General features: G+C 38.9%; 13 protein-coding genes. 8 read left to right on the top strand and 5 right to left on the bottom strand.

The genetic code is table 11. From position 1 onward, the window contains the following. Positions 1-57: 57 nt before the first annotated feature. From D1093_RS08775 to D1093_RS08760, 4 genes are all read right to left on the bottom strand, one after another. A complete protein-coding gene (locus tag D1093_RS08775; protein ID WP_120102074.1) occupies positions 58-1,716 on the bottom strand; it encodes an autotransporter outer membrane beta-barrel domain-containing protein in 1,659 nt (552 codons plus the stop codon). 149 nt (positions 1,717-1,865) lie between these two features. Beyond that, positions 1,866-4,289 carry an autotransporter outer membrane beta-barrel domain-containing protein gene (locus D1093_RS08770; protein WP_120102072.1) on the bottom strand — a complete coding sequence of 808 codons (2,424 nt, stop codon included), beginning with the start codon at positions 4,287-4,289 and terminating at the stop codon, positions 1,866-1,868. Positions 4,290-4,961: 672 nt separating this feature from the next. Further along, positions 4,962-7,439 carry an autotransporter outer membrane beta-barrel domain-containing protein gene (locus D1093_RS08765; protein ID WP_150222313.1) on the bottom strand — a complete coding sequence of 826 codons (2,478 nt, stop codon included), beginning with the start codon at positions 7,437-7,439 and terminating at the stop codon, positions 4,962-4,964. 2,184 nt (positions 7,440-9,623) lie between these two features. After that, positions 9,624-14,456, bottom strand: a complete 4,833-nt coding sequence (locus D1093_RS08760; protein ID WP_244613992.1) for an autotransporter outer membrane beta-barrel domain-containing protein — start codon at positions 14,454-14,456, stop codon at positions 9,624-9,626. Positions 14,457-15,154: 698 nt separating this feature from the next. Here D1093_RS08760 and D1093_RS08755 point away from each other — a divergent pair. Both D1093_RS08755 and D1093_RS09950 read left to right on the top strand, forming a co-directional pair. Next, entirely contained in the window at positions 15,155-16,285 is a 1,131-nt protein-coding gene (locus tag D1093_RS08755) for a metallophosphoesterase (protein ID WP_120102066.1), read from the top strand. Between the two features lie 834 nt (positions 16,286-17,119). Then, complete coding sequence (locus D1093_RS09950) at positions 17,120-17,284, top strand: hypothetical protein (RefSeq protein WP_167309093.1); 165 nt, start codon at positions 17,120-17,122, stop codon at positions 17,282-17,284. Between the two features lie 78 nt (positions 17,285-17,362). Here D1093_RS09950 and D1093_RS08750 read toward each other — a convergent pair whose 3' ends face one another. Further along, positions 17,363-17,890, bottom strand: coding sequence for a helix-turn-helix domain-containing protein (locus D1093_RS08750; RefSeq protein ID WP_120102064.1), 528 nt, complete (start codon positions 17,888-17,890; stop codon positions 17,363-17,365). A gap of 146 nt (positions 17,891-18,036) precedes the next feature. Between D1093_RS08750 and D1093_RS08745 the strand changes: the two genes are divergently transcribed. The 6 genes from D1093_RS08745 to D1093_RS08725 all read left to right on the top strand — a co-directional run bounded on the left by D1093_RS08745 (position 18,037) and on the right by D1093_RS08725 (position 22,331). Further along, on the top strand, positions 18,037-18,342 hold the full coding sequence (locus D1093_RS08745; protein WP_120102409.1) for a helix-turn-helix domain-containing protein: 306 nt from the start codon (positions 18,037-18,039) through the stop codon (positions 18,340-18,342). 76 nt (positions 18,343-18,418) lie between these two features. Beyond that, positions 18,419-18,556 carry a hypothetical protein gene (locus D1093_RS09945; RefSeq protein WP_007346581.1) on the top strand — a complete coding sequence of 46 codons (138 nt, stop codon included), beginning with the start codon at positions 18,419-18,421 and terminating at the stop codon, positions 18,554-18,556. Further along, positions 18,540-18,938: a hypothetical protein gene (locus D1093_RS08740; protein WP_120102063.1), complete on the top strand. Its 399-nt coding sequence runs from the start codon at positions 18,540-18,542 to the stop codon at positions 18,936-18,938. The genes D1093_RS09945 and D1093_RS08740 overlap by 17 nt, the downstream gene beginning before the upstream one ends. Beyond that, positions 18,938-19,897 (top strand): ParB/RepB/Spo0J family partition protein, encoded by a 960-nt coding sequence (locus D1093_RS08735; protein ID WP_120102061.1) that lies wholly within the window; start codon positions 18,938-18,940, stop codon positions 19,895-19,897. The genes D1093_RS08740 and D1093_RS08735 overlap by 1 nt, the downstream gene beginning before the upstream one ends. Then, positions 19,894-20,352 (top strand): hypothetical protein, encoded by a 459-nt coding sequence (locus tag D1093_RS08730; protein WP_120102059.1) that lies wholly within the window; start codon positions 19,894-19,896, stop codon positions 20,350-20,352. The genes D1093_RS08735 and D1093_RS08730 overlap by 4 nt, the downstream gene beginning before the upstream one ends. Further along, positions 20,349-22,331 (top strand): transposase domain-containing protein, encoded by a 1,983-nt coding sequence (locus tag D1093_RS08725; RefSeq protein ID WP_120102057.1) that lies wholly within the window; start codon positions 20,349-20,351, stop codon positions 22,329-22,331. Before D1093_RS08730 ends, D1093_RS08725 begins: the two co-directional genes overlap by 4 nt. The last annotated feature ends 202 nt before the right edge of the window (positions 22,332-22,533 follow it).

Genomic DNA, 22,533 nt, shown 5'->3' with positions numbered 1-22,533 from the left:
AGACAAAACGAAAAATAATGAGAGTACTTTATATTTCAAGATGGAATACAAGTATTTTTAAAAGTGATAGCGCATACCAGCAGAAATATTTATTCCAGAGATGCCAACTTTTTTGAATTTATGTTGATAACTCAGGTCACTATGAAGCTCGATATTTGGCGATAAGTGCGCGTGAATACCAAAACCACCTTCAACTAAAGATCCCATCGCAGCGAGCTGAAAATTTTTACTAAAAGTTTTGATCATGTTTAGTTTGCCATAGAAGGAAAGGGCATGGCCTTTATTTTGTGTCAAACGCCCGCCAATACGCAGCAACCATTGATCAGGTTTGCTTATGTTTATTTTAGAGTTATCGTCATCTGAAGAAGAGCTGTCAGTTGAGGAAGAGATGCTATCTGAGGGAGAACCAAGTATGAGACGCTGATAAACAAGTTGTGCTTGCGGTTCTAAGATGACACCTTCAAAACTGGTTAATAGCTTTTGACCAACAGTTGCAGCAGCCCCTAATATTTTACTATTATTCATTTTTGGGGTATCTTTGATGAAATCTTTGCTCATATTTTCCTTTAAAATTCCATAAGAGAGAAAGCCACTTGCATAGATGCCACTGTCATGCTGAATGTTTCCATATGCGGTGAGTGACCATTTATCAAACATATTCTTATGAGAGCTTTCTGTATTTTTAGGAGCAAAAGACAATTTCCCATAGGTGCCGAAAAAACCAAAATTGGTGCTGATATTCTGGTGCTCTAACGCTACTAATATTGCCCCTGCTTGTAATGCAGCATAGCGAATATCGGCATGAACGCTCTCCTGTTTTGTTTGAACATCTTCTTGTTTTTCTTGATTTTCATCTCGTTCTGCTTGAACTTCAACTTGTTCTATTTGAACACTATCTTGTTTTGTTTGAGCGCTATCTTGTTCTGTTTGAATGCGGGAGAAAAACGTATTCTTATTGCCATAAGTCGATAAGAAAATGCTTTTCTCTGGATAATTTTTGGGTTCAAACATTGTTATTTGCATATTGTCTAACAAGATATTTTGATTGTTGGCATCAGAAATCCCAACAGCAAACATCGCGATAGGCATGATTAAAGAGTTTTCTATTTGTGGTGTCAGTGTTTTGCTGTCTACTGCTTCATCGAGAAAAGAAGAAGCTTCTGATGCTTTACCATCTGTAAGTTTATACGTGCTCTCGGCATTAGCGGTGGGGATGCTATCAATCTTTGTGGGCAATTTCACATGAGTTTCTGTGGACGTGTTAAGAGCCGTTTTCAATGTTGAGGAAGCAGTGTTCGTCTTGGGCTCCATATCAGATTGCGCATTTTTGTTTATTTCAGGTTGTGTAATTTCATAACCTGTTCTTAAGGATGAATTGTCCTTGTGTTGTGAAACAACATTAGCGGATGGTAATAGATTACTACTACGTTTTTGTCTTGTGCTGGAATCAATAACAGGGTGTTTATCCTCTTTATGAGTAAGAGAGGATCCTTTTCTCTCTACGTTGGTTATTCCATTGGTGTTTGAAGTATTTTGGTGGCGTATGTTAAGAGAGGATGCATTGGTATAGCGATATTGTTGAGGTAATTTGATAATTTCTTCAAGAGCATGGCGTGTTTCAGGGGTTAGGCCAGAGGCGGTACTGATCGATGTGAAGGTAAAAGAAGAAAAAAACAAAGCACAAGCGGCTGTACATAACAAAAGATTCTTATGCATAGAGATGTTCCTTAAGATATTTTCATTTGTTTTGATAAAAAATGAACCACTCTTTGACGCATCACAATTTTTTTGGGGAATGTGTCAAAATAAGCAGCACTGCTTACACTTCAGCGCTGCTTATGTGTCAAAAGTGAAAGCTAAGATTTCTAAAAGCGATAATGCACCCCACCGGAAAAATTCATTCCAGAGATCCCAGCTTTTTGGAGTTTATGTTGATAATTAACATCAGCATGAAGGGCAATATTTTTGGAAAGTTGCGCATTAATGCCAAGTCCTCCTTCAAGGGAAGAGCCCATAGAATCAAGATGGAAGGGTTTAACAATATCGATCGTCTTTTTCTCTCCAACAGCTTTGATGACGTTTAATTTACCGTAAAAAGAAAGAACACGATCGTTTTCAATAGGAAGTACCGTTTTTGTTAAACGCCCTCCAATACGCACCAACCATTGATGAGGAGTCTGGATATTAACTTGGAAGCCATCGATATCCGAAAGCGTGCCAAATGCAACATGTTGATAAATAAGCTGTGCCTGCGGTTCAAAGGCCAATCCTTCAACACCGGTTGCTAGTTTTTGCCCAACGGTTGCCGATATATTTAATGTATCCGTATTTTTTAACTCTGTGGTGTTGCCGATAAGAGCTGTTGTAATATATCCGTTTAAAATGCCGTATGAGAAAAGTGCATTAACATAAAAACCATTATCATGGTGGAGATTCCCATAGGCTGTCAAGGACCATTTATCCAGTGTGCTTTTATCAGAACCGTCCATATCCTTTGGCGTAAAAGAAAGCTTTCCATAGGTGCCTAAAAGACCGAAATTTGCGGTTAAGTTTTGATTTTCTAGCGTTGCTAATGTCATGCCTGCTTGTAAAGCAGCATAACGAACATCCGCACCATAACCATATTCCAATGGACTACGATGGGAAGATAACGTCACCTTGTTGCCATAAGTTGATAAGAAAATCCCTTTCTTTTTATGAGCTTCTAATCCAAAAACTGTTGAGTGCATATTATCTAACAGTGTATTTTGATTGCTTACATCAGAAAGTCCAGAAGAGAATAGAGCGTGAGACATGACCAAATAGCTTGCCATTTGGGGAACAAGAGCTTCGATTTTTCCTTCTTCATCGAGAGTTGCACTTTGCAAGCGGAAATCCCAGAAATTCTCATTTTCTTCCAAGGGAGCTTGCCTGTTGTTTTCTTTTCCAGGGGATGATGCATTGGTATTTTGCACATCTTTCTGTTGTGATTCTTGTGATATTCCGCTTAAATGACTTTGTGCCCTATCGGCTTTTCCACGGCTGGATGTTGGTCCATAGCCATTGAGTATATATTTATAAGGTAAGCCCCCCAATGTGGTGTAGCCATGGGAAAGTTTGAAGGAATTCTCATTGGCTTGTCCAGAAACTTGAATGAGTGAGAGCCCACGCACATTCAAAGGAATAGATTTTTTTTCTTCTGATTCCTCATTAGAGGATACACGCTTTGAAAGATTGTTAAAGTAGATCGTTGTTATACCTGAGACGTCACCATGAACGAGAACACGGTCAGTTTTTTGTTGTTCTTTTTTAAGACCATCACTCCATTCTGTATTAAAGTAAATCCTTGCGTTGCCTGTTGCATTGTAAACTGCTGTTGCATTGGAGCTTCTGTTTTGTTCTTCTTTTTGTGGGTATTTTCCTACATGCAAGGTTTGATAATGACCGTGTACTAGTTCATGTGGTGCATCAAATAGGATAGAGCTATTGTTAAGGTTTAGGACTGAAACAACGGATTGTGCTCGTTGCTTAAGATCAAGAAGCTTGTAATCAAATATACTAAAACTATTTTCCAATTCAAATAGACTAATTTTTAAATGCCACTTGCTGTTATTGTTTAGGGTGAAGACCGTTGTATTTTGAGGAAGCGTTTTAGCTCTTCCTTCCATAATTGAATTGTCAGCGTCTAATGTAAAAGTAGTTGGTCCAATTGTGGTGAACGGTGAGCCTTCGTTTTTTAATAACATATCAGAACGAATTTCTGAGTTTTTAAGGGATACCGCATTAGCAACAGCTTTGGAATAATAAGGGCCGAAAATACCTACACCATTTTCTACAAGAAGTTTGGTATTATTAAGAATGGCTTTGTTTACAACTTCTTGTCCTTCTTTTATTGTAGAGCTTAGAATATAACCAAAATTGATACCGTAGACTTTGCTGTGGCCTACAATATTTAAGGCTGAATCTTCAACATGGATTATGCCGTTTGTGAGAGACAAGCCACGCTCGTTTGCTCTCCCCACAATTCCTTTAGCATTAATTCGACCACCTGATGTTGCGGAAAGCAAAGTAAATCCTGAGTGCATTATTGAATTTTCAATGGTAACCTGACCTTCCTTAGCAACTACAGCATCATACTTCCCACGAACAAAAACGTTATTAAGGTTTTTCTCTTCTCCATTAACTACTTGGACTGTAGAAACCTCAGGAGGTTGTATATTTGCATAAGTTGGAGCAAAATAAGAAAAAATGAAAGTTCCAGCAATTGTACATAACAAAAAATTTTTTTTATAAATATATTTCTTACACATAGATATGCCTTTAGTATTTGGTATGCTTTGATGCTTACTTCATTCCCCTGATGGCGCAAGTACCCGATCGTCTTTTATATCATTATGTATTTATTGTAAATAACAAAACGAAATATTGTGTTTTGTTATTTATCTTTTAAAAAATTGGTCTTGGAAGAGATTCTGAAATAGAAAATGCAATCCAGCGATGATGAATTTCAAAAAATCTAGCTTGATAAGTATTTTTGTTTTAAGCGCTAACAATCAAAACATTTTGCAAGGATGCTTATTGCTTAAGAGCTGTTATCATAAAAACTCTACAAAGTTTTTGGAGAAGATTTGTCATGCGTTTGCAGAAAGCTTAGTTGGTTTTCTTGCATATAGAATTATTCACGATGAATTTTTTGATGTAAAAAAGCCAAAATATTTTGTATTTTTTATTGATATACAACAATTTTTATTGAATCCATGCGATTTTTATACCTCAAAAAGGCTGCTCTTTTGAAAACTCAACAATCGTTAAGAGATAAAGGGTTTTGTGGCATTTGGTTTGGATGAAATTAATCCTTTCAAGAAGGGAGGATAGAAAGGACCATTATTGATGGCTTTTGCCGAAAGATTGCAAAAAAAAGCAGTACATTCGTACTGCTTTTTGTTAAAATAAATAGACTATAAGTTGTTTTTTTCTTTTTCTTAAAACTGATAACGTATTCCGCCTGAAAAGCTTGTTCCAGATATACCCGTTTTTTGAAGTTTCTGTTGATAATGAACATCAGCATGAAGGGCGATATTTTGTGATAATTGTGCATTCACACCAAGCCCACCTTCAAGGGAAGCTCCCATAGCATCAAGATGGAACGATTCACCAATCTGTATGGTGGCATTATTAGAAAAAGCTTTAACAATATTCAATTTACCATAGAAAGAAAGAATACTGCTGTTTTCAGTCGGAACTGTTGTTTGCATTAAGCGTCCACCAATACGCACCAACCATTGATGAGGATTGCCCATATTCACATCAAAACCATCAACATCTGAGAACGTGTCAATCATAAGACGTTGATAAATAACTTGTGCTTGTGGTTCAAAGACCAATCCTTTCGTGCTGGTTTCGAACTTTTGTCCAATGGTTGCCGATGCACTGAATGTATCAGCGCTTGTCAATTCTGCAGTCTTTCCTATGAGAGCTGTGGTGATATTCCCCTTGAGCATTCCATAGGAGAAGAGTGCATGGACATATGTCCCATTATTATGACGCAGGCCACTATATGCAGTCAGTGACCATTTATCGAGTGTACTCTTGTCAGCACCTTCCATACCTTTTGGAGTGAAAGCTAATTTCCCATATGTCCCTAAAAGACCAAAATTGGTGGTCATGTTTTGATCTTCTAGAGCTGCTAATGTAATGCCTGCTTGTAAAGCAGCATAGTGAATATCGGCACCATAGCCATATTGTAATGGCGTACGGTGAGAGGATAATGTCACCTTATTGCCATAAGCCGAGAAAAGGATTCCTTTGTTTTTATGATTTTTTGTCTCAAAGCTTGTTTCTTGCATCGTGTTCAGTAAAGTGTTTTGATTGTTTACATCAGCCAATCCAGCTGAGAATAGAGCGGTAGGCATGACTAAATAGCTTGCCACTTGAGGAACAAGAGCTCTGATCCTTCCTTCATCATCGAGCGTTGCACTTTGCAAGCGGAAATCCCAGAAATTCTGATTTTCTCTCAAATGGCTTTGTATGCTTTCTGCTTGCTCAGAACTTGATGTTGATTCACTTTTTATATTATTCTCAATTCCTAAAACCATTCCTCCTAATACAACGGGGGTTGTATCGGTTTTTGAATCCTTTTCTTTTGATTGTTGAGATACTTCTCCTAAATGGCTTTGCGCACGCTCTGCTTTCCCAAGACTCGATGTTGGTCCATAGGCATTTAAGACATATTTATAAGGCAAAGCACCCATTGTGACGTAGCCATTTGCTAGTTTGAAGGAATTTTTATCTGCTTTTCCAGATACTTGAATGAGTGACAGACCACGCATATTCGCGGGAATAGAAGCGTCTGCTTCTGATGGCTCACCTTTTGAAAGACCATTGAAATTAATTGTTGTGGTACCTGATACATCTCCGTGGACAAGAAGGCGATCTGTTTTTTGTTGTCCTTTTTCTAAGCCATCACTCCATTCTGTATTAAAATAAATCCTTGCATTGCCTGTTGCATTGTAAACGGTTTCTCTAGTGGAGTCCCTGTTTGCTTGTGAATTAGGAACCTCAATGGTTCGTCCTACGCTCAAGGTTTGATATTGACCTTTTGCCAGCACATGAGGTGCATTAAATACAATAGAGCTATTACGAAGATTCAGTACTGAGACAGTAGATAGCGCTCGTTGCTTAATGTCATAGAGTTCATAACTAAGTGGACCAGAATCACGATTTATGTCGTATCGACTTACATTTAAATACCATTTGCTATTATTGTTTAAATTAAAAACAGTTGTATTTACTTCTAAGGTTCTTGCTCTTCCTTCCATAATTGAATTATCGGCAGTCAATACAAAACTAACAGGATGAGGATCTAAATCTGTTTTCTTTTTTACACTATTTTTTAATAACACATCAGAACGAATCTCTGAATTTCTAAGTTGAACTTCGGCAACAGACTTCGAAGATGATGGTCCCCAAATACCAACACCATCTCTCACAAGGAGTTTTGTATTGGTAAGAATGGCCTTATTTACAACTTCTTCACCCTCTTTCAGAAAAGCATCTAAAATAGTATGAAAAATAATACCAGATTGTCTTTTGGTTTCTATGACTGAATCCTCAATATTAATGACACCGTTTGAAATTGATAGACCAGTATGTAATGCATTGACTTTCATGCCTTTAGCATTAACACGTCCACCTTTTGATACAGCAAATGCAAATGAACCTGAATGTATCGTCGAGTTCGTAATTGTAGCAATTGCTTTTTCAGAGGCGTACACTGCGCTCAATCCATTGCGAATGAAAACATTATTAAGAGTCTTTTCCTCTCCTTTCTCAAGTTTAAACTCATTAATAATTTCAGGAGGTTGTGTATTTGCACAAGTCGGAGCAAAATGAGAAAAAATGAAAGTTCCAGCAATTGTACATAACAAAAGATTCTTCTTATAAATAGATTTCTTACACATAGATATGCCTTTAGTCTTGATATGTCTTTGATGCTTACTTCATTCCCCTGATGGCGCAAGTACTTTTGTGATATTTATATCATTATGTTTTTTATGTAAAGATCAAAACGAAATATTATGTGATGCTCTATAATTTGAATTTTTGCTTCAGAAAAACTTTTTTCATGATCATAAAATACAATGAAACAATGGATCCCCCAAATCTAGCTTGATAAGCTTATACTAAAACCAGGATGAAGCTATTTTAAAACACACTATTTAAAAATTGGCACTTCAATATAATCGCTATAAAAGATCTATAGCGTTGAAATGGATTTTTTTGTATTCAGAAAAAATCTCTGTCAATTTTCTCTGTTCTAGGAGAAGATCTGCTATAAGAAGAAGAGATGAGGGGTTCAAAGAGATCTTTTTTAAGGCCCTCAAGCTCATTTTCTGAAGGCTGTACAGTGCTTATGAATGATATGATGATAAAATTTTTGTGAACTCCATCATCTTTATGCTTGTGAAGGAGAAAGCCGACTTCTTTACGCTTGATAAAACAGCAAGTCCATCACACACTTTGCCAGCTTTCAATGTCGTGACAGCTTTTGGCACTTGAGATGGTTCATAAAAAGGTTGTTTTTATGGTTTCTTCACATGGTTTACCTGCTTGTAAGGTGCAAGAGACGGGGGGGGTGATTGAGGAAACATGGGGCAGAGGTGAAATGACAGAATCTCGTATGATATTTGGGATGCTCATTTAACAGGAAAAATAGTCAGAAATCTTTATAAGTTATTGAATTTATTTATATTTATAATAATTATGTTATTCAGTCATTCGATTATGCTGTTTGTTCTTTCAATTTTTACAGCCGTAGAAGCATTTTTCGGGACAGCAATTTTTATATTTATTCTCTCGTTATTGTTAAATATTTGTTGATGATTTTTGTATCACCTTTTGCGTGAAGTATTTCATAAGTTCCGTTGGATATATTTTTGCACTAAAAATTTCCAGGGATTTATTTTCTGCATGATAGGTGGAAAATCGTAAAGTTTTTACAGCTGCTGTGCACGATAGAATATTTTCTAACTACAAAAAAATAATAAGCATTAATTTTATTTATATAAGAATAGTATAATTTTATTATAGATTAAATATATATAAAAATTACTTAAATATATTTCAATTTTATAAGTTTTAATGGTCTTGCGAATTAATTAAATACTATAAAAATAGCGTTTTTATTAAAAAATAGAATAAATAGGTTCTGCGTTCACAGGATTATCTTAAGATTGATAGCAGCATTTTGCTCTTAAAAATTCATTTCCATTATGCTGCTTTTAATATTTTCTCATCGTTTTATTTTCTTTCAGGGAGATGAAATTGGTATGAGAGGATGAACTTTCTCAATTTGGTTACCTAAAATGGTATAAGGAAGTGTCAATGAAGCTTTATAGATGGTGTAATAAGCGCGTTAATTGAAAGAATAGAGGGGTATCAATAGGTCAAGGGTGCAAAGAAAGGAGCTTTTTATTATTATCTTTTTAGATATCGTTATCTGTCTATTGTCTAAAAATGCACTTTTCTTAACTTTATGGATAAATTCACGAATGGACATGCTGCGGAACTCGTGTGAAGAGGAGGAAAAGCCTATTTTAAGTGGAAAAGGGTAATTCATAAAGAGCTTCATGTTGAAGGCTTTGAAATGAATGATGTTTGGGTTTCTAAAAGTACACTTTTATGAGAAAGGGTGCTTTTATTAAAATGTCTTGTATTAAAAGGTCTCGGTTTTCATTATTTTGGGCTGTTGACACATTCTCGATAAAAATACCTGACATTTTTTGTTGAAAAAAGGGAAGGGGATTTTATGAAGCAAGCGAGATTATATCGATAACATTTGGGCTGAGCATAGTTATCTCTAGGTGTTTTTTCTGAGCGTTTTTTTTCACTTGAAGATGAAGCGCTTTGTGACATTTTGTTTGAGAGAAATGAACGCATTTAATCTGATAGACTTCAAAGGATAATATCCACCTTGTAAATCAATAAATCTTGATGGAGATGATGTTAAGGGGATAAATAACAAAGCCCATTCAAGTGAGCTTTTAATGAAAGAGTATTAAGAATAAAAAAGGCAGTATATTGTACTGCCTTTTTTGTTTGATGAAGTGTATAGAATAAAATACACTTGTTGTTAAAGTTTTGCTTCAAAACTGATAGCGTATTCCGCCTGAAAAACTTGCTCCAGAGATCCCCGTTTTTTGCAGCTTTTGTTGATAACTCACATCACCATGAAGGGAGAGGTTCGTGGACAATTGTGCATTAATACCAAGCCCACCTTCAAGTGCAGATCCCATAGCATCAAGTTTATAATCCTTATCAATATGGAGTGCCTGATCATCCCCAAAGGTTTTGATCAAGTTGACTTTTCCATAGAAAGACATAGGGCGGTTGTTTTCAGCGGTAATGCTTTTGGTCAAACGTCCACCAACACGGATCATCCATTGATGAGGATTGTTCATGTCAATGGTAAAGTGATCAGCATCTAAAATGGTATCAAACGTCAAATGTTGATAAGCAAGTTGTGCCTGTGGTTCGAATGTTACACCCTGAATTCCTGTTGCAAATTGTTTGCCAACAGTTGTGGAGATCGTCAACATTTTAGCATTTTTTAATTTTGCGGTTGTTCCAATGAGGGCATTGGTGATGTCTCCCTTTAGGATGCCATAGGATAACAGCGTATCAAGATAAAAGCCATTGTCATGCTGTATGGTTCCATAGGCTGTGAGGGACCATTTATCAACGGTGTTTTTTCCAGCATCTTGCATATCTTTTGGCGTAAAGGAAAGCTGTCCATAGGTCCCTATAAGACCGAAACGTGTTGTGGTATTATGTCCTTCCAGTGTTGCGAAGTTCACTCCTCCTTGTAGAGCGGCATAGCGAAGATCAGCACCGCTATAACCATATTGGCGTGGTGCACTTTCAGAGGAGAAAGTTCCTGTGCTTCCATAGGTGTGTAAGAAAAAGCCATTCTGTTTTTCTTGTCCTTTATCTACGACCGATGTTCTGATATTTGCCAACAATGCGTTTTGTTCAGCCATATCAGTCAATCCGCTATAGAAGAGAGCATTTGGCATGACCAAATAGCTTGCCATTTGTGCTACAGGTGCTTCTGCTTTTGAATCAGGAAGAAGTTCTTTATGTAAACGGAAATCCCAGAAATTCTCATTCTTTTCATCAAAGAGATTTTGTTCAATATTCGCTTGGCCATAGCTTGATTCTGGTCCGTAACCTGTTAGCGTATATTTATAAGGTGAACCACCTCTTGTGATATAACCATGGGCTAATTTGAAAGAATTTTCATCAGCCTTTCCGGAAACTTGGATCAGTGAAAGTCCGCCTATGTTAGAAGGATCGGAAGCATTTATGACGCTCTCTTTATCTCCTAAATCGCTTTGAATGTAAACTGTTGTGGAGCCTGAAACATCGCCGTGAATGAGAAGATGATCGGTTTCTTGCTCTGTGATTGGTGTGCCATCAGTCCATTTTGTATTGAAATAAATTTTTGCATCACCTGTTGCATTATAGACGGCTTTAGTCTCTGGTTTTCCCAAACCTATATGCAATGTGTGGTAATGACCTTCTATTGGTTCTGCAAAAACAAGAGAGCTGTCATTAAGACCCAGAACAGAAATGTCAGAACGTGATCTTTGAGCGATATCAAGGAGTTTTCCATCAGCATCTTTTTCTTGTGTGCTGGTTTTCAAGATCCATTTTGCTTGATTTTTCAGATCAAAACTGATTGTTCTGTCGTTTGTAATGTTTGCCTTTCCTTCTAAAATAGAATGATCTGCATTTAAGGTAAAGGTACCGGTAGATATCTCCTTCATGTTTTCATCATTCCAGAAATTTGTATCGATCCAAGAATTTTTGTCCCAAAAAAGTCCATTGTCTAATAACACATCCGCATGGATTTCTGAGTTGTTAAGATTAACTTTTCCGATTGATGGAGCAATATTATTGTCAATGCTTTTTTCAACAAATGCTCCAACGAGAATTCCAGTGCCATTGTCAACGTGAATATTGCTATTGGTCAGATTGATTTCGTTGTCTCCATATATTTGTAGATCATCTTCATCTGTATTGGTTTTCGATAAAGCCACTAGTTGCATACCTACGCTTTCTGCTTTTACATCAGTATTTGCTAGGTCAATCTTTCCCCTATCTGCTGCGAATAGTGCAATTTTTTTGACGTCTATTTCATTTTTAGTGCCATTCTTCATGATAATTGAGGCATCACCAGCTGCAGCAAGACCAACATCAAAATTTTTAATGGTTGTTTTACCATTTAATTCAATTTTGCTCTCAAGCTCGTAAGAGCCTACAGCAATGGTTACTTTTTCGCTCTCACCACCGCTCATTACTAGATCACCACTAGTGATCTTGCTTCCACCGTCTGCATAAAGACCTTCATCAACATTTTGAATGATTGTTTTGCCTGTTAAGTTAATTTCACTGCCAGCGCCTTCTGTCGTTAGACCAGAGCGTTCTGTGTCGGGATCTGTGATAGCTTTTCCTCCGGTGATATTTAAATTTTCACCGGTAATTTTACCACCATCAACTGCTCTAAGACCGTCTAAAGTATTGTTGATTGTTGTATTGCCATGCAATTGAATTGTGCTCTCACCAAGCGCAAGTGCGCCGGTCCCTATGCCATTTGTTGTGAGCGTAACATCTGTGGCATCGATCTGTCCTTCGTTTTCTGTCAATAATGCTGCACTGCCTCTTTTTGCAGTTGCGCTTCCTCCTATCATTATAATTTTTGAATCTGAACCGTCTGCATAGATACTAGGTCCATAAGATGATGTTACCGTAGCGTTGTTTAAAGAAATAGAACTTCCTTGTATCGCATATATTCCATTACCTTTGCTTTCAAATGATCCTCCTGAGATTGTTATTGTCGAGTGGTCATCTGCAATTATGGCAGTTTCTGCTTTTGTCACGGTGACATTTGTTAAAGCAACTGTACTATCATTTGCTACTATTCCATATTGTAATAGCGCATCATCTTCATCTTTAACGCTTGATATGGTTACATTTTCTAGTTTGTTTTCTTCTCTCTTACTATTCTCGAAAGTAGCTCCATTATAGAAAGCTTTAATGGATCCCCCCGTCATGCTGATCGCACCACCTTCTTTTGCAAGGAGACTGGTGTTTTCAGATGATGTAATTTGGGCATCGTCGGTTAAAATAATCGTACCATTATTGAGCGCAACTATTGTTGCATTTTTTGCTTCAAATGATCCTCCAGAGATTGTTATTTTGGATTCATTATCGGCAACTACGGCGCTTTTTGCTTGTGTCACAGTTACATTTTTTAAAGCGACTGTACTTTTATCTGCAGATACTCCTATGTTCAGGAGTGCACCGTCTTTATTACTTAATATTGTTACATTTTCTAGTTTGTTTTCTTCTCTCTTACTATTCTCGAAGCCAGCACCAAACTCTGAAGCTTTAATGGATCCCCCCGTCATGCTGATCGCACCACCTTCTTTTGCAAGGAGACTGGTGTTTTCAGATGATGTAATTTGGGCATCGTCGGTTAAAATAATCGTACCATTATTGAGCGCAACTATTGTTGCATTTTTTGCTTCAAATGATCCTCCAGAGATTGTTATTTTGGATTCATTATCGGCAACTACGGCGCTTTTTGCTTGTGTCACAGTTACATTTTTTAAAGCGACTGTACTTTCATTTGCATATACTCCTGAAGTTAGTAGTGCATCATCTTTATTGCTTGATGCATCTTTTTTACTACTTGAGATGGTCACATTTTCCAGTTTGTTTTTTTCGCCTTTACTGCCTATAAAGCCAGCACCAATATTTGCAGCTTTAATGGTTCCTCCGGTCATTTGAATTGCCCCACCGTTTTCTGCAGAAAGTCCTATGAGGGAATTCTCAATTGTTGTTTTTCCGTTTAACTCAATTAAGCTGTTAGAGCCTTTGGAACTTACAGCTAATCCTTTATCATCTGTTACTGATAAAGTAACGTCTGTGGCTGTAATATGCCCACCTTTGAATACAAACAATGCTACTCCTTCTGAGGTTATCGTTCCACCAGCCACACTGATTGCGCCATGATTCTGTGCAAAAAGCCCGATTTTACTATCACTGATATTTGTATTGCCATGCAATTCAATTACGCTGCCTACACCATCAGAAAATGCACCGTATCCATCCCCCTTTGCTTTGAGGGCAACATCTGTGCCCTTAATATGCCCACCGTTTGCAGTAGACAATGCGCTATCTTTGCCTGTGATTTCTCCTCCAGTTATTGTGACTATGGAGTTTAAACCGTTTGCATAGAGTCCAGTGTTCTCAGAGGTAATTTGAACGTTGGTGTCTAAAGTAATGGTACTGCCATTATGAGCGCCTATACTTATTCCTTTCGTCTCAAATGATCCTCCAGAGATCGTTATTGTAGAGTTATTATTTGCAACTACGGCACTGGTTGCTTGTGTCACTTTTGCATTTTCTAAAGTGACGGTACTGTTTTCGGTTCTTATTCCAGCGAGTAGAGGTGTATCGTCTTTACCACTTGATATCGTTATATTTTCCAGTTTGTTTTCGGTGCTGTTAGTGTTTAAGAAGTGAACGCCAGTGTCAGAAACCGTAATAGTGCCCCCAGTCATTTGAAGTATCGCGTCATCTTTTACTTCAAGACCCAAACGGATATCAGAATCCGTTCCTTTAACGGTCGTTTTATCTCCCGTTAATTTAATTGCACTGCCTTTACCTTCAGTGCTTATAACGTAAACGTTTGTGTTTGAGCTTGAGTTTGTGTCTTTATTTCCAGTTACCTTCAAATCAGTTCCGATGATTTGACCGCCTTTTAGAGCATGAAGAGTCTCATAAGTGGCATCTTTGACCTCTTTTTTCTCTCCAGAAACTTTAAGAGATTCAGCTTGTACATTGAATTGAATATTAAACAGCACAATAGCTGCTGTCACCATAGATGACAGAAGGGATTTTTTATACACGAATACTCTCCTTTTAAAGCCCCCAATATCACTCCCCGCACTCTTCAAAAGAAGAATAGAAATAGATATTGCTTTTCGTTAATTATTCATAGCTTTGATAATTTATTTTGCTTTTTCTGTCAAAATGAATCTTTAGCTTATCAAAATTATATTTTATTTTATATTAAATATATTATGTGTTTATAATTTAACAATCGTTATACATTATGATAATATTGGCGGTAATATTTATACTCTTTTAAAACATTGCTCGAGGATTGTGATTTCGCATGCCTTTTTATTGTGCATTGCTTCTTGAATTATTTGTGAAAAGTTTCTTGTTGAGTGTGTTTGGTTTTAATGGAAAAGCACTTATACAATGCCACTCGTTTCTTATGCGGTTCTTTATGGGGACATTTGATACCATATCAATACTTCGAAGTTTTTGATAGAACTAGTAAGGGCAGGGGGTATCAAAAGCGTTGTGTTCAGGCATAGCAAGAAAAATATATTACATGCAATCAATCATCAATAAATGAAGGGCCTAAAACTGAAGGCTTGGCGTGAATGCTGCTGTTCGTTTCATTGAAATTATCCATGTAATGAGAAATCATTATTTTGCGCTTTTGACATATTCTTGACAAAAAAACAAAAGACTACCTTTAAAAAATTTATTGATAATATAATAAATTACATAATGTTTTTATGGCGGTATATGTATGAGATATAAAGTTGAATATATAGCAATCACCATGATTGCTTTCGCTCTTGTTGGTTGTTTAAATATTAGTTCTGAAAAAACAAAAAGAGATGAAAAGCTTCATCATGCGTTAATGGATTGGTCCATGAAGGAAAAGTCTCTTACCAAAAATTATACTGCCATTATCATGGCGGATCCTCAACCTTGGCGCTTGAATTCCGGTGATGCCAATGGACTGTCTAACAGGGAGCCATGGTTTAAAATAAACGAGCAGGTTGCCAATGTCATAAAAGCACACAAAGCTGCTTTTCATATTGTGAATGGTGATTTGACGGAGTTTGGTCAACAAAAAAACTATGACGATTATAAAAATCTCTATAAAAATCTCGGCTCTCCTGTCTATGAGGGATTAGGCAACCATGATTATGCCAATAATGTTGGAAACTGTACCATACCTGAAGTCTTCAATTTTTATAAGGATGCTTGTGCTATAAGTGCAGTTTTAAGAATGGTGGCGGAAATCAAAAAATATCAAAATCAATTATCTCATTTCAATGCAGATGTTGTTGAAAGTTTGCTTCCTGTTGCGCGTGGAAATATTCATAAAATCAAAGGGAGCTTAAGTTATTCTTGGGATTATGGAGATGTTCATTATGTGCAGCTTCATAATTATCCAAGTTATACGGTGCATCTAAAGGGACAGTCTGTGGAAGTGCAAATCAATAAATCTTTAGATTGGCTTAAACAAGATTTAGCTGCTGCTGATGCTAGAGGTAAAGTGACAATTATTAATTTTCACGATGCTCGTGCTGCTTCTGTGGATGGCGAATCCTTTTTTATTCGTAAACAAAATGCTAAAGATTTGTCGGTGTTTAAATCCATTATTACTTCTCATAATGTTAAAGCAATATTCGTTGGACATACGCATTATCAGTCCTATTGCCGTGCAAAAAATGATAAGGTTTTTGGCAATATTCCTGTCTATACAGCTGGTGCACTTTTTAATGGAGATTATTATCTTATAGATGTGAAGGGAAAAAACATCCACGTTAAGGCCTATAATGGAGAAGTAGGAAAACCCCTTTTAATTAAAGATCTCGGCATCATCGGAAAAGATACAGAATTTTCCGCAAGTTGCAGCAAGTTATAAGAAGATGTTTTTCTGACTTTACGATATAAAGAGCAAAGTGTGCTCGAGGCGTAAATTTGAAAAGTCAATAGTGCAAGATTGTGTAGCAGTGTATTAAAAAAATCAATTTATTGTTATTTCTTCTTTTGTTTCATGAATTAATATATAGAGGCTGAGATGCTTGGGGAGCCTTTTTATATTGGTTATGTTCATGGTTTACATTAACGGAATTTTGTACGGCATGTGTTGAGCGTTTGCTGCTTGCCTTGGAGAGAGTATAAAATGGCATTTTAAAAAGTCTTTAAAATACGCATTTCAGAAAAGCTTTATATGATGAAAAAGTTTTATTTTCTCCGTAAATAGATCTTTGGAATAAGCTTTAATGCTTCTTTTTTGTCATTATGTAGGTGTTGTGAAAAAATAAGCAGTTGGCTTGAGAAAATATAGAAAACATATAATGCATATGCTAAGGCTTTACAAATAAAAACAACTTTTAATTGAAAAATGGCAGAAATAACATTTTTTATGATGTGATGTGTTGATTATAAAAAATACACCGTAAAATCGCCTAAAAAGTTTCAAAATCTTCATGAGTTGTAAAAAATAAATAAGAGAGATTGAAATTTTCAAACTCCTTTGTAGTTTGACACTAGGTTTTGGATTAAGTGGGAAGAGGTGGGATTAGTTAGGAATAGGTGATAATTTGTTGTTTTTATGCATAAAATTTAGCATTAAATGCGCGTTTTGTCAAAATAGATTTTGACACCTAAAATGATCAAAAAATGCGAAAAATGGTAAAAAGCGCGTTTTCATTGTAAAAATGAGAAAAGCCTTTGAAAGGTCTTTGAAAATCCTTTGAAAATTTTTAAAAAATCTGTGAAAGCCCAGAAAACCGCCTTTGAAGACCCTTTGAAAAAAATCAATCCAAAAGTTCAATCGACTCCAAAATCAACCAAAAATGACCAAAAAAACAAAAAAGATATGCGCCATATGGCGCGTTTCTATTTTTATGGGATATAATTATTAAAAAAACAATGCATTATTATAATTTTTTAATGTAAAGAGAAACGCGCCTGTATTTTTCATTTTAGAGGAGCATTAAGCCGAATTTTGTGTAGCTTTGGAGTGTTCTTTTTCAGCTTCGATTTGGCGCTTTAAATGCAATTTTAGAAGAGGCAAGGTAAGCTCTATTTCTTCCATATCATTAATGTTTTGAACAAGCTCTTGCAGTTTTTTATAAAGTTCCGCCGCGAGTTCCGCTATATCTTCGGGGGGGAGTTTTATTTTTGCATCGCGATAGGTTGTATAAGCTATGCGACCAAGTTTTTTCATCAGTCCAGCAGGAATGGTAGGCGGAGAGATATTGAAAGACCGAGCCATCATCATGTCTATAAACATTGCATCTTCACCGGTCAAAAGCCAATTCAGGTTCACTCCAAATTTTTCTTTATATGCTGATAAAACCGTTGCATCTGGAGTTCTATCACCGCGTTCGTAATTTCCAAGCCCTTGAATACTGATACCAATTTTAAGAGAAAATATATCACGAGATAAGCCCACAAGCTTTCTAACTTCTGTGAGTCGTTTTGCTAATGCAGTTTTGGGCTCATTTTTTTGTCGTTTCATATCACAAATGTTTACAAATGGGGTTAACTAATATCCCATTTGTAGATATACCTTTAATTACCGCCCGATATAGAGGGCGTTTATTGTACATTTAACCCCACAAAAAACGGATGTTGCAGCATCCGTTTGAAGCAGGAGCGAAAGTTATGACAACCACACAAACATGCATTCAAGTATGGGATCGCCATAGTATTTTAGCTGAGCTACGCCGCCGGAATATGACCTTGGCGGAGCTCGCGAAAGCGTATCAACTCTCCTCATCCAGCGTTCAACACATCTGGACACGGTCTAACGAGAAAGCAGAACGTGCTATTGCCGATTTTATCGGCTTGCCCGTCGAGCAGGTTTTCTCCGACCGCTACCCTAAAAGTCGTCGTCGCATTTTTAAAGCAGCACGACATGCCAACACGGATTCGCGTACACAGTCCGCATTGCGCGGTAATGCTGCTTGAACTTCGTTACACGGCTTTGCGTGTGTCATACGCATTTGCCATGAGTTTAATTACCATAAGATGAAAAGGTTTATCAATGTCTAAAGATCAATACGAAATAGGCAAGATAAATTGCATAGCGTTGCATCATGGAGCAGCCGATTGGATGGGTTGTTTTTTAAGATTAGCTGGTCAAGTTTTCTTTATCGGGGGTGGTTATGGTTGCTGCTTATAATTTATGGACGCCCGAGGCAAAAAGAGAAATTTTTAATCCGTATTCGGAAGCTGAACGGCTACAAATGATGCTTTCCTGTTCTTTAAAAGCCGTGAGTGGTAGCTTTCGGCATGTACCGATCCGATATATTATTGACCCTCCGCATGGCTTATTTGATGCGATATTAGCACGACAAATTGCCATTCATATTTTGCATTATCAGTTTGAGGTACCGCGGCGGCGTATTGTTGCCATGCAAGTACGGCAGCAGACTGCTATCTTTCTTGCTTTGCAAGTGATTAATCGGCGTTTGGAAGAACCAGTTTTTGCGAAAGCCTATCGAAGATGGGCTGGGCGTGCGATGGATTTGTTCTTACGAGAAATGGAAAAGGCGGGGGCGTGATGGCACAGTTTCAAGAGGTTGCTTTAGATTTGATTGTTGTACCGGAGCGTATACGCCCTGTAGATGATGAGCATGCCAAGGCACTTGCACAATCAATGGCGCGGGAGGGATTGATGAATCCGATTACTGTGCGCCATACCCCCAATGCTAAGGAAGGCAATTACACGCTGATTGCTGGTGCGCACCGGTTACGGGCTGCGGAGCTTTTAGGCTATAGCGAAATCGATGCGGTTGTGGTGCAGGCAGATAAAGAAAATGCTGCGCTTTTAGAAGTGGCAGAAAACTTGTTTCGCAATGAATTGTCAGTGATTGACCGCGCTTTGTTTGTGCAGACTTACCGCGAATTGTGGGAAAAGAAGTATGGGGAGATTAAGGTTGGTGGCGACAGAAAATCAAAGGGTAAACTTTACCCTTTGATCGGTGGTGAGCAATTCGGTCAAGTTGACCGAATTGCTCAAACGAACGAAGATGCCTCTTCAAATGACAATAAAATCGGGTGTGAAGGGGATAAAGTGGCAAAGGGTCAAGTTGACCCTTTGCCAAATGATGGTGACTTAAATGGCAAAATGCAAAGTTTGCACTTTGCCACACATGTTGCCGATAGGATTGGTTTATCGAAGGAGTCGGTGAAACTCCTCAACCGTATTGCTCAGCATCTACAGCCGGAGTTGCGGGCGGTTTTACGTGGCACGGCATTGGCAGATAATCAAGCGCAGTTGTTAAAGCTTGCCAAGATGGAGCCGGTTTCGCAACGGCGGGTGGCGATTGCTTTGCAACAGGTTGAGGGGGATTTGCGGCGGGCTGTTGATTTGGTCAATGGGGTTAATACGCCGCCGCAAGTTAATGAACAAGAACGGATTTTTGCCCAATTGTTAGGGGGGTGGCAAAGGGCAGATGCGCAGACACGGGCGCGGTTTTATGATTATTTGAACAAGCAATCGGGGGAGGAGCAGGCATGAAGACGCGTGGTTCCCATCAACTTGATTTTTTTCAACGTCCGGTTTTCCCTTGTCGCGAACCTGTTGCACAGATTGATTTGGGGCGGTTTCGCTCTCGTATTAAGCGGGCGATGGCGCGGGCTTTGCGTGAATGCCGCTATGAGCGCAGTGAAGTTGCAGAGCGTATGGCGCATTATTTAGGCATTGGGTGTTTGAGTAAGGCAAGCTTGGATGCTTATGTAGCGGAAAGTAAGCAGGTGGATATTTCCCTGCCGCGCTTTAAAGCTTTTGTGCGGGCGACGGGCGCCTTTTGGCTTTGGGATGAGGTGGTGAGTGAAGATGGTTTGCTGTTGTTGCAAGGGGATGAAGCGCGTTTGGCAGAAATTGCAAGATTGCAGCAGGAACAGCGTGAGATTGCGGCGCGGTTGAAAGCCATGCGTGCAACGCCAGTGCGCATTAAAAGGGGGCAGCCATGAAGGAATGGTTTTGTATTGCTGAATTAGCCAAGGCGGCTTTGCCAGGGTTGCCATCTACCTATAAAAGCCTTGAAAACCACGGACGGGCACATTGGAGAAAAAATTCTGCACTCTCACGGAAGGTGGAAAGCAAGACCAAGCCGGTTTGGGAGTATCATATCTCTTTATTGCCGGAAGGGGCGCGGGCAGCGTTGTTGTTGCGGGCGGGTGGTGTTGACGTTTTGCAAAAGGCAGAGCTGACGAGACAAAAAGAAGTGCTTTGGGCGCGTTATGAAGGGCTTTCAAAGGTGCATAAAAGGCGCTGTGAAGAGCGTTTGAAGGCGCTTTGTTCTATGGAGGATTTACTTCATGCCGGTATGGGGGTGCATGATGCGGCAAGTTTGTGCGCGGTTCAGTTTGGGGTGAGCCGGATGTCGCTTTTTAATTGGCGCCAGATGGTGGAAGGGTATGAGCGCCCTGATTGGTTGGCGGCTTTAGCGCCTTGTTATGGTGAGGAGACTGTTTCGCAATGGGCTGAGTGTCATGAGGAGGCATGGGAGGTTTTGTGTTCGGATTATTTGCGTTCGTCCCGTCCTGCTTTTTCGGCTTGTTATCGGCGCATGGTTTTGGTGGCGCGGGAGAAAGGTTGGACGCCTATTCCCTCAGAGCGGGCGTTACGGCGTCGTTTTAAGGCGCAAGTTTCCAAAGCGGTTGTAGCGTTAGCGCGTGAGGGAGAGGAGAAAGCCAAGAAGCTTTATCCGTCACAACGGCGTGATCGCTCGAGTTTGCATGCAATGCAAGCGGTGAATATGGACGGGCATAAGTTGGATGTTTTTGTGAGTGTTCCTTGGTCAGAAAAGCCTGTACGGCTTTATTTGATTGCCATTCAAGATCTTTATTCAGGCAAGATTTTATCATGGCGCCTATCGGATGCGGAGACTTGGGAAATCGTGCGTTTGGTGATTGGGGATATGGTGGAGGCTTATGGAATACCGGAGCGTATGACCTTGGATAATGGGCGTGCTTTTACCAGCAAGTGGATTTCTGGGGGTGTGCAAAACCGCTTTCGTTTTAAGATTAAGGCGGATGAACCGCAGGGTCTTTTGACCAGTTTGGGCATTCAATTGCAATGGACGACCCCTTATAGCGGGCAGTCGAAACCGATTGAGCGGGCATGGCGTGATTTGGCAGAGGCGATTTCGAAGCATCCTTTTTGTGCGGGAGCTTATACGGGTAATAAACCGGATGCCAAGCCTGAAGATTATGGCAAGCGCGCGATAGGATTTGAAGCGTTTAAAGCCCATGTTGGGGCGCAGATTGTGGCGCATAATGCACAAGCAGGGCGCAAGGCGCTGACATGTGCGGGGCGCAGTTTTGATGAGACTTTTGCAGAAAGTTTGACAGCAGAGGGGACGATTATCCGGCAAGCAACAGCGGCGCAAAGGGCTTTATGGCTTTTGACCTCAGAAGCATTGCGTACACAAAAGGGGACGGGGGAGATTCATTTTTATGGCAATCGTTATTGGGCGCGGGCATTGAATGAGTATGCGGGGAAGAAGGTGATTGTACGCTTTGATCCGGATTATTTGCACCAAGATTTGCGGGTTTATGATTTGAATAATCGGTTGCTTTGCATGGCAGAATGTCTTGCGGATGTGGGCTTTTATGACCAGCAGGCAGCGCGTTTGAATGGGCGTTTGCGTAAAGAATATGTGAGAGCTGTTAAAGCAGAAAAACAGTTGGCAGCAAAGCTTGCGCCTGATCACTTGGCTGATGTTTATGGGCGCCTTGAGAAAAAGGATGATGGTTTAAAATCCAAGCTTGTTGTCAAGCCAAAGGTAAGCCGCTTGATGCCAAACCATGGGGGGAACTTAGCTGTGAAAGTGCAGGATGATGAGGCTTTGGATGCGCAAGAATTTAGTCAACATTTGCACAAAGCTTTAAGACGGCTTTCCGCCTCTGATGAGGGGCGTGAAGTGATCAAGTTTCCTAAACGATAGGATAAGGCAAGGGGGGGATTTGCAAGAATTCTCACAAGGAAAGGGGGGAAGGAAGGAAAGAGGGGACAAGAAAGCCGATTTTGTATGGCGTACGGCTTGAAGTGTTCATTAAAGAAAGGGGGGAGGAGAAGTCTTAATCCATTTCAATATTTTAAATCAATATAATTAAGTTTTTAGGTTCTTTTGCCTTGATTTGAGCGCG

The sequence above is a fragment of the Bartonella kosoyi genome (assembly GCF_003606325.2).
Taxonomy (GTDB): Bacteria; Pseudomonadota; Alphaproteobacteria; order Rhizobiales; family Rhizobiaceae; genus Bartonella; species Bartonella kosoyi.
The sequence above is the reverse complement of the archived record's forward strand: the minus strand, read 5'-3'. Positions and strand labels throughout refer to the sequence as shown.

What these genes read in the sequence shown, in the direction of transcription:
- D1093_RS08765 (WP_150222313.1), bottom strand. Translation starts at nt 7,439, where the DNA reads ATGTGTAAGAAATCTATTTATAAGAAGAATCTTTTGTTATGTACAATT.
- D1093_RS08770 (WP_120102072.1), bottom strand. Translation starts at nt 4,289, where the DNA reads ATGTGTAAGAAATATATTTATAAAAAAAATTTTTTGTTATGTACAATT.
- D1093_RS08750 (WP_120102064.1), bottom strand. Translation starts at nt 17,890, where the DNA reads ATGAAACGACAAAAAAATGAGCCCAAAACTGCATTAGCAAAACGACTC.
- D1093_RS08745 (WP_120102409.1), top strand. Translation starts at nt 18,037, where the DNA reads ATGACAACCACACAAACATGCATTCAAGTATGGGATCGCCATAGTATT.
- D1093_RS08735 (WP_120102061.1), top strand. Translation starts at nt 18,938, where the DNA reads ATGGCACAGTTTCAAGAGGTTGCTTTAGATTTGATTGTTGTACCGGAG.
- D1093_RS08740 (WP_120102063.1), top strand. Translation starts at nt 18,540, where the DNA reads ATGGTTGCTGCTTATAATTTATGGACGCCCGAGGCAAAAAGAGAAATT.
- D1093_RS08730 (WP_120102059.1), top strand. Translation starts at nt 19,894, where the DNA reads ATGAAGACGCGTGGTTCCCATCAACTTGATTTTTTTCAACGTCCGGTT.
- D1093_RS09945 (WP_007346581.1), top strand. Translation starts at nt 18,419, where the DNA reads ATGTCTAAAGATCAATACGAAATAGGCAAGATAAATTGCATAGCGTTG.
- D1093_RS08775 (WP_120102074.1), bottom strand. Translation starts at nt 1,716, where the DNA reads ATGCATAAGAATCTTTTGTTATGTACAGCCGCTTGTGCTTTGTTTTTT.
- D1093_RS08725 (WP_120102057.1), top strand. Translation starts at nt 20,349, where the DNA reads ATGAAGGAATGGTTTTGTATTGCTGAATTAGCCAAGGCGGCTTTGCCA.
- D1093_RS08755 (WP_120102066.1), top strand. Translation starts at nt 15,155, where the DNA reads ATGAGATATAAAGTTGAATATATAGCAATCACCATGATTGCTTTCGCT.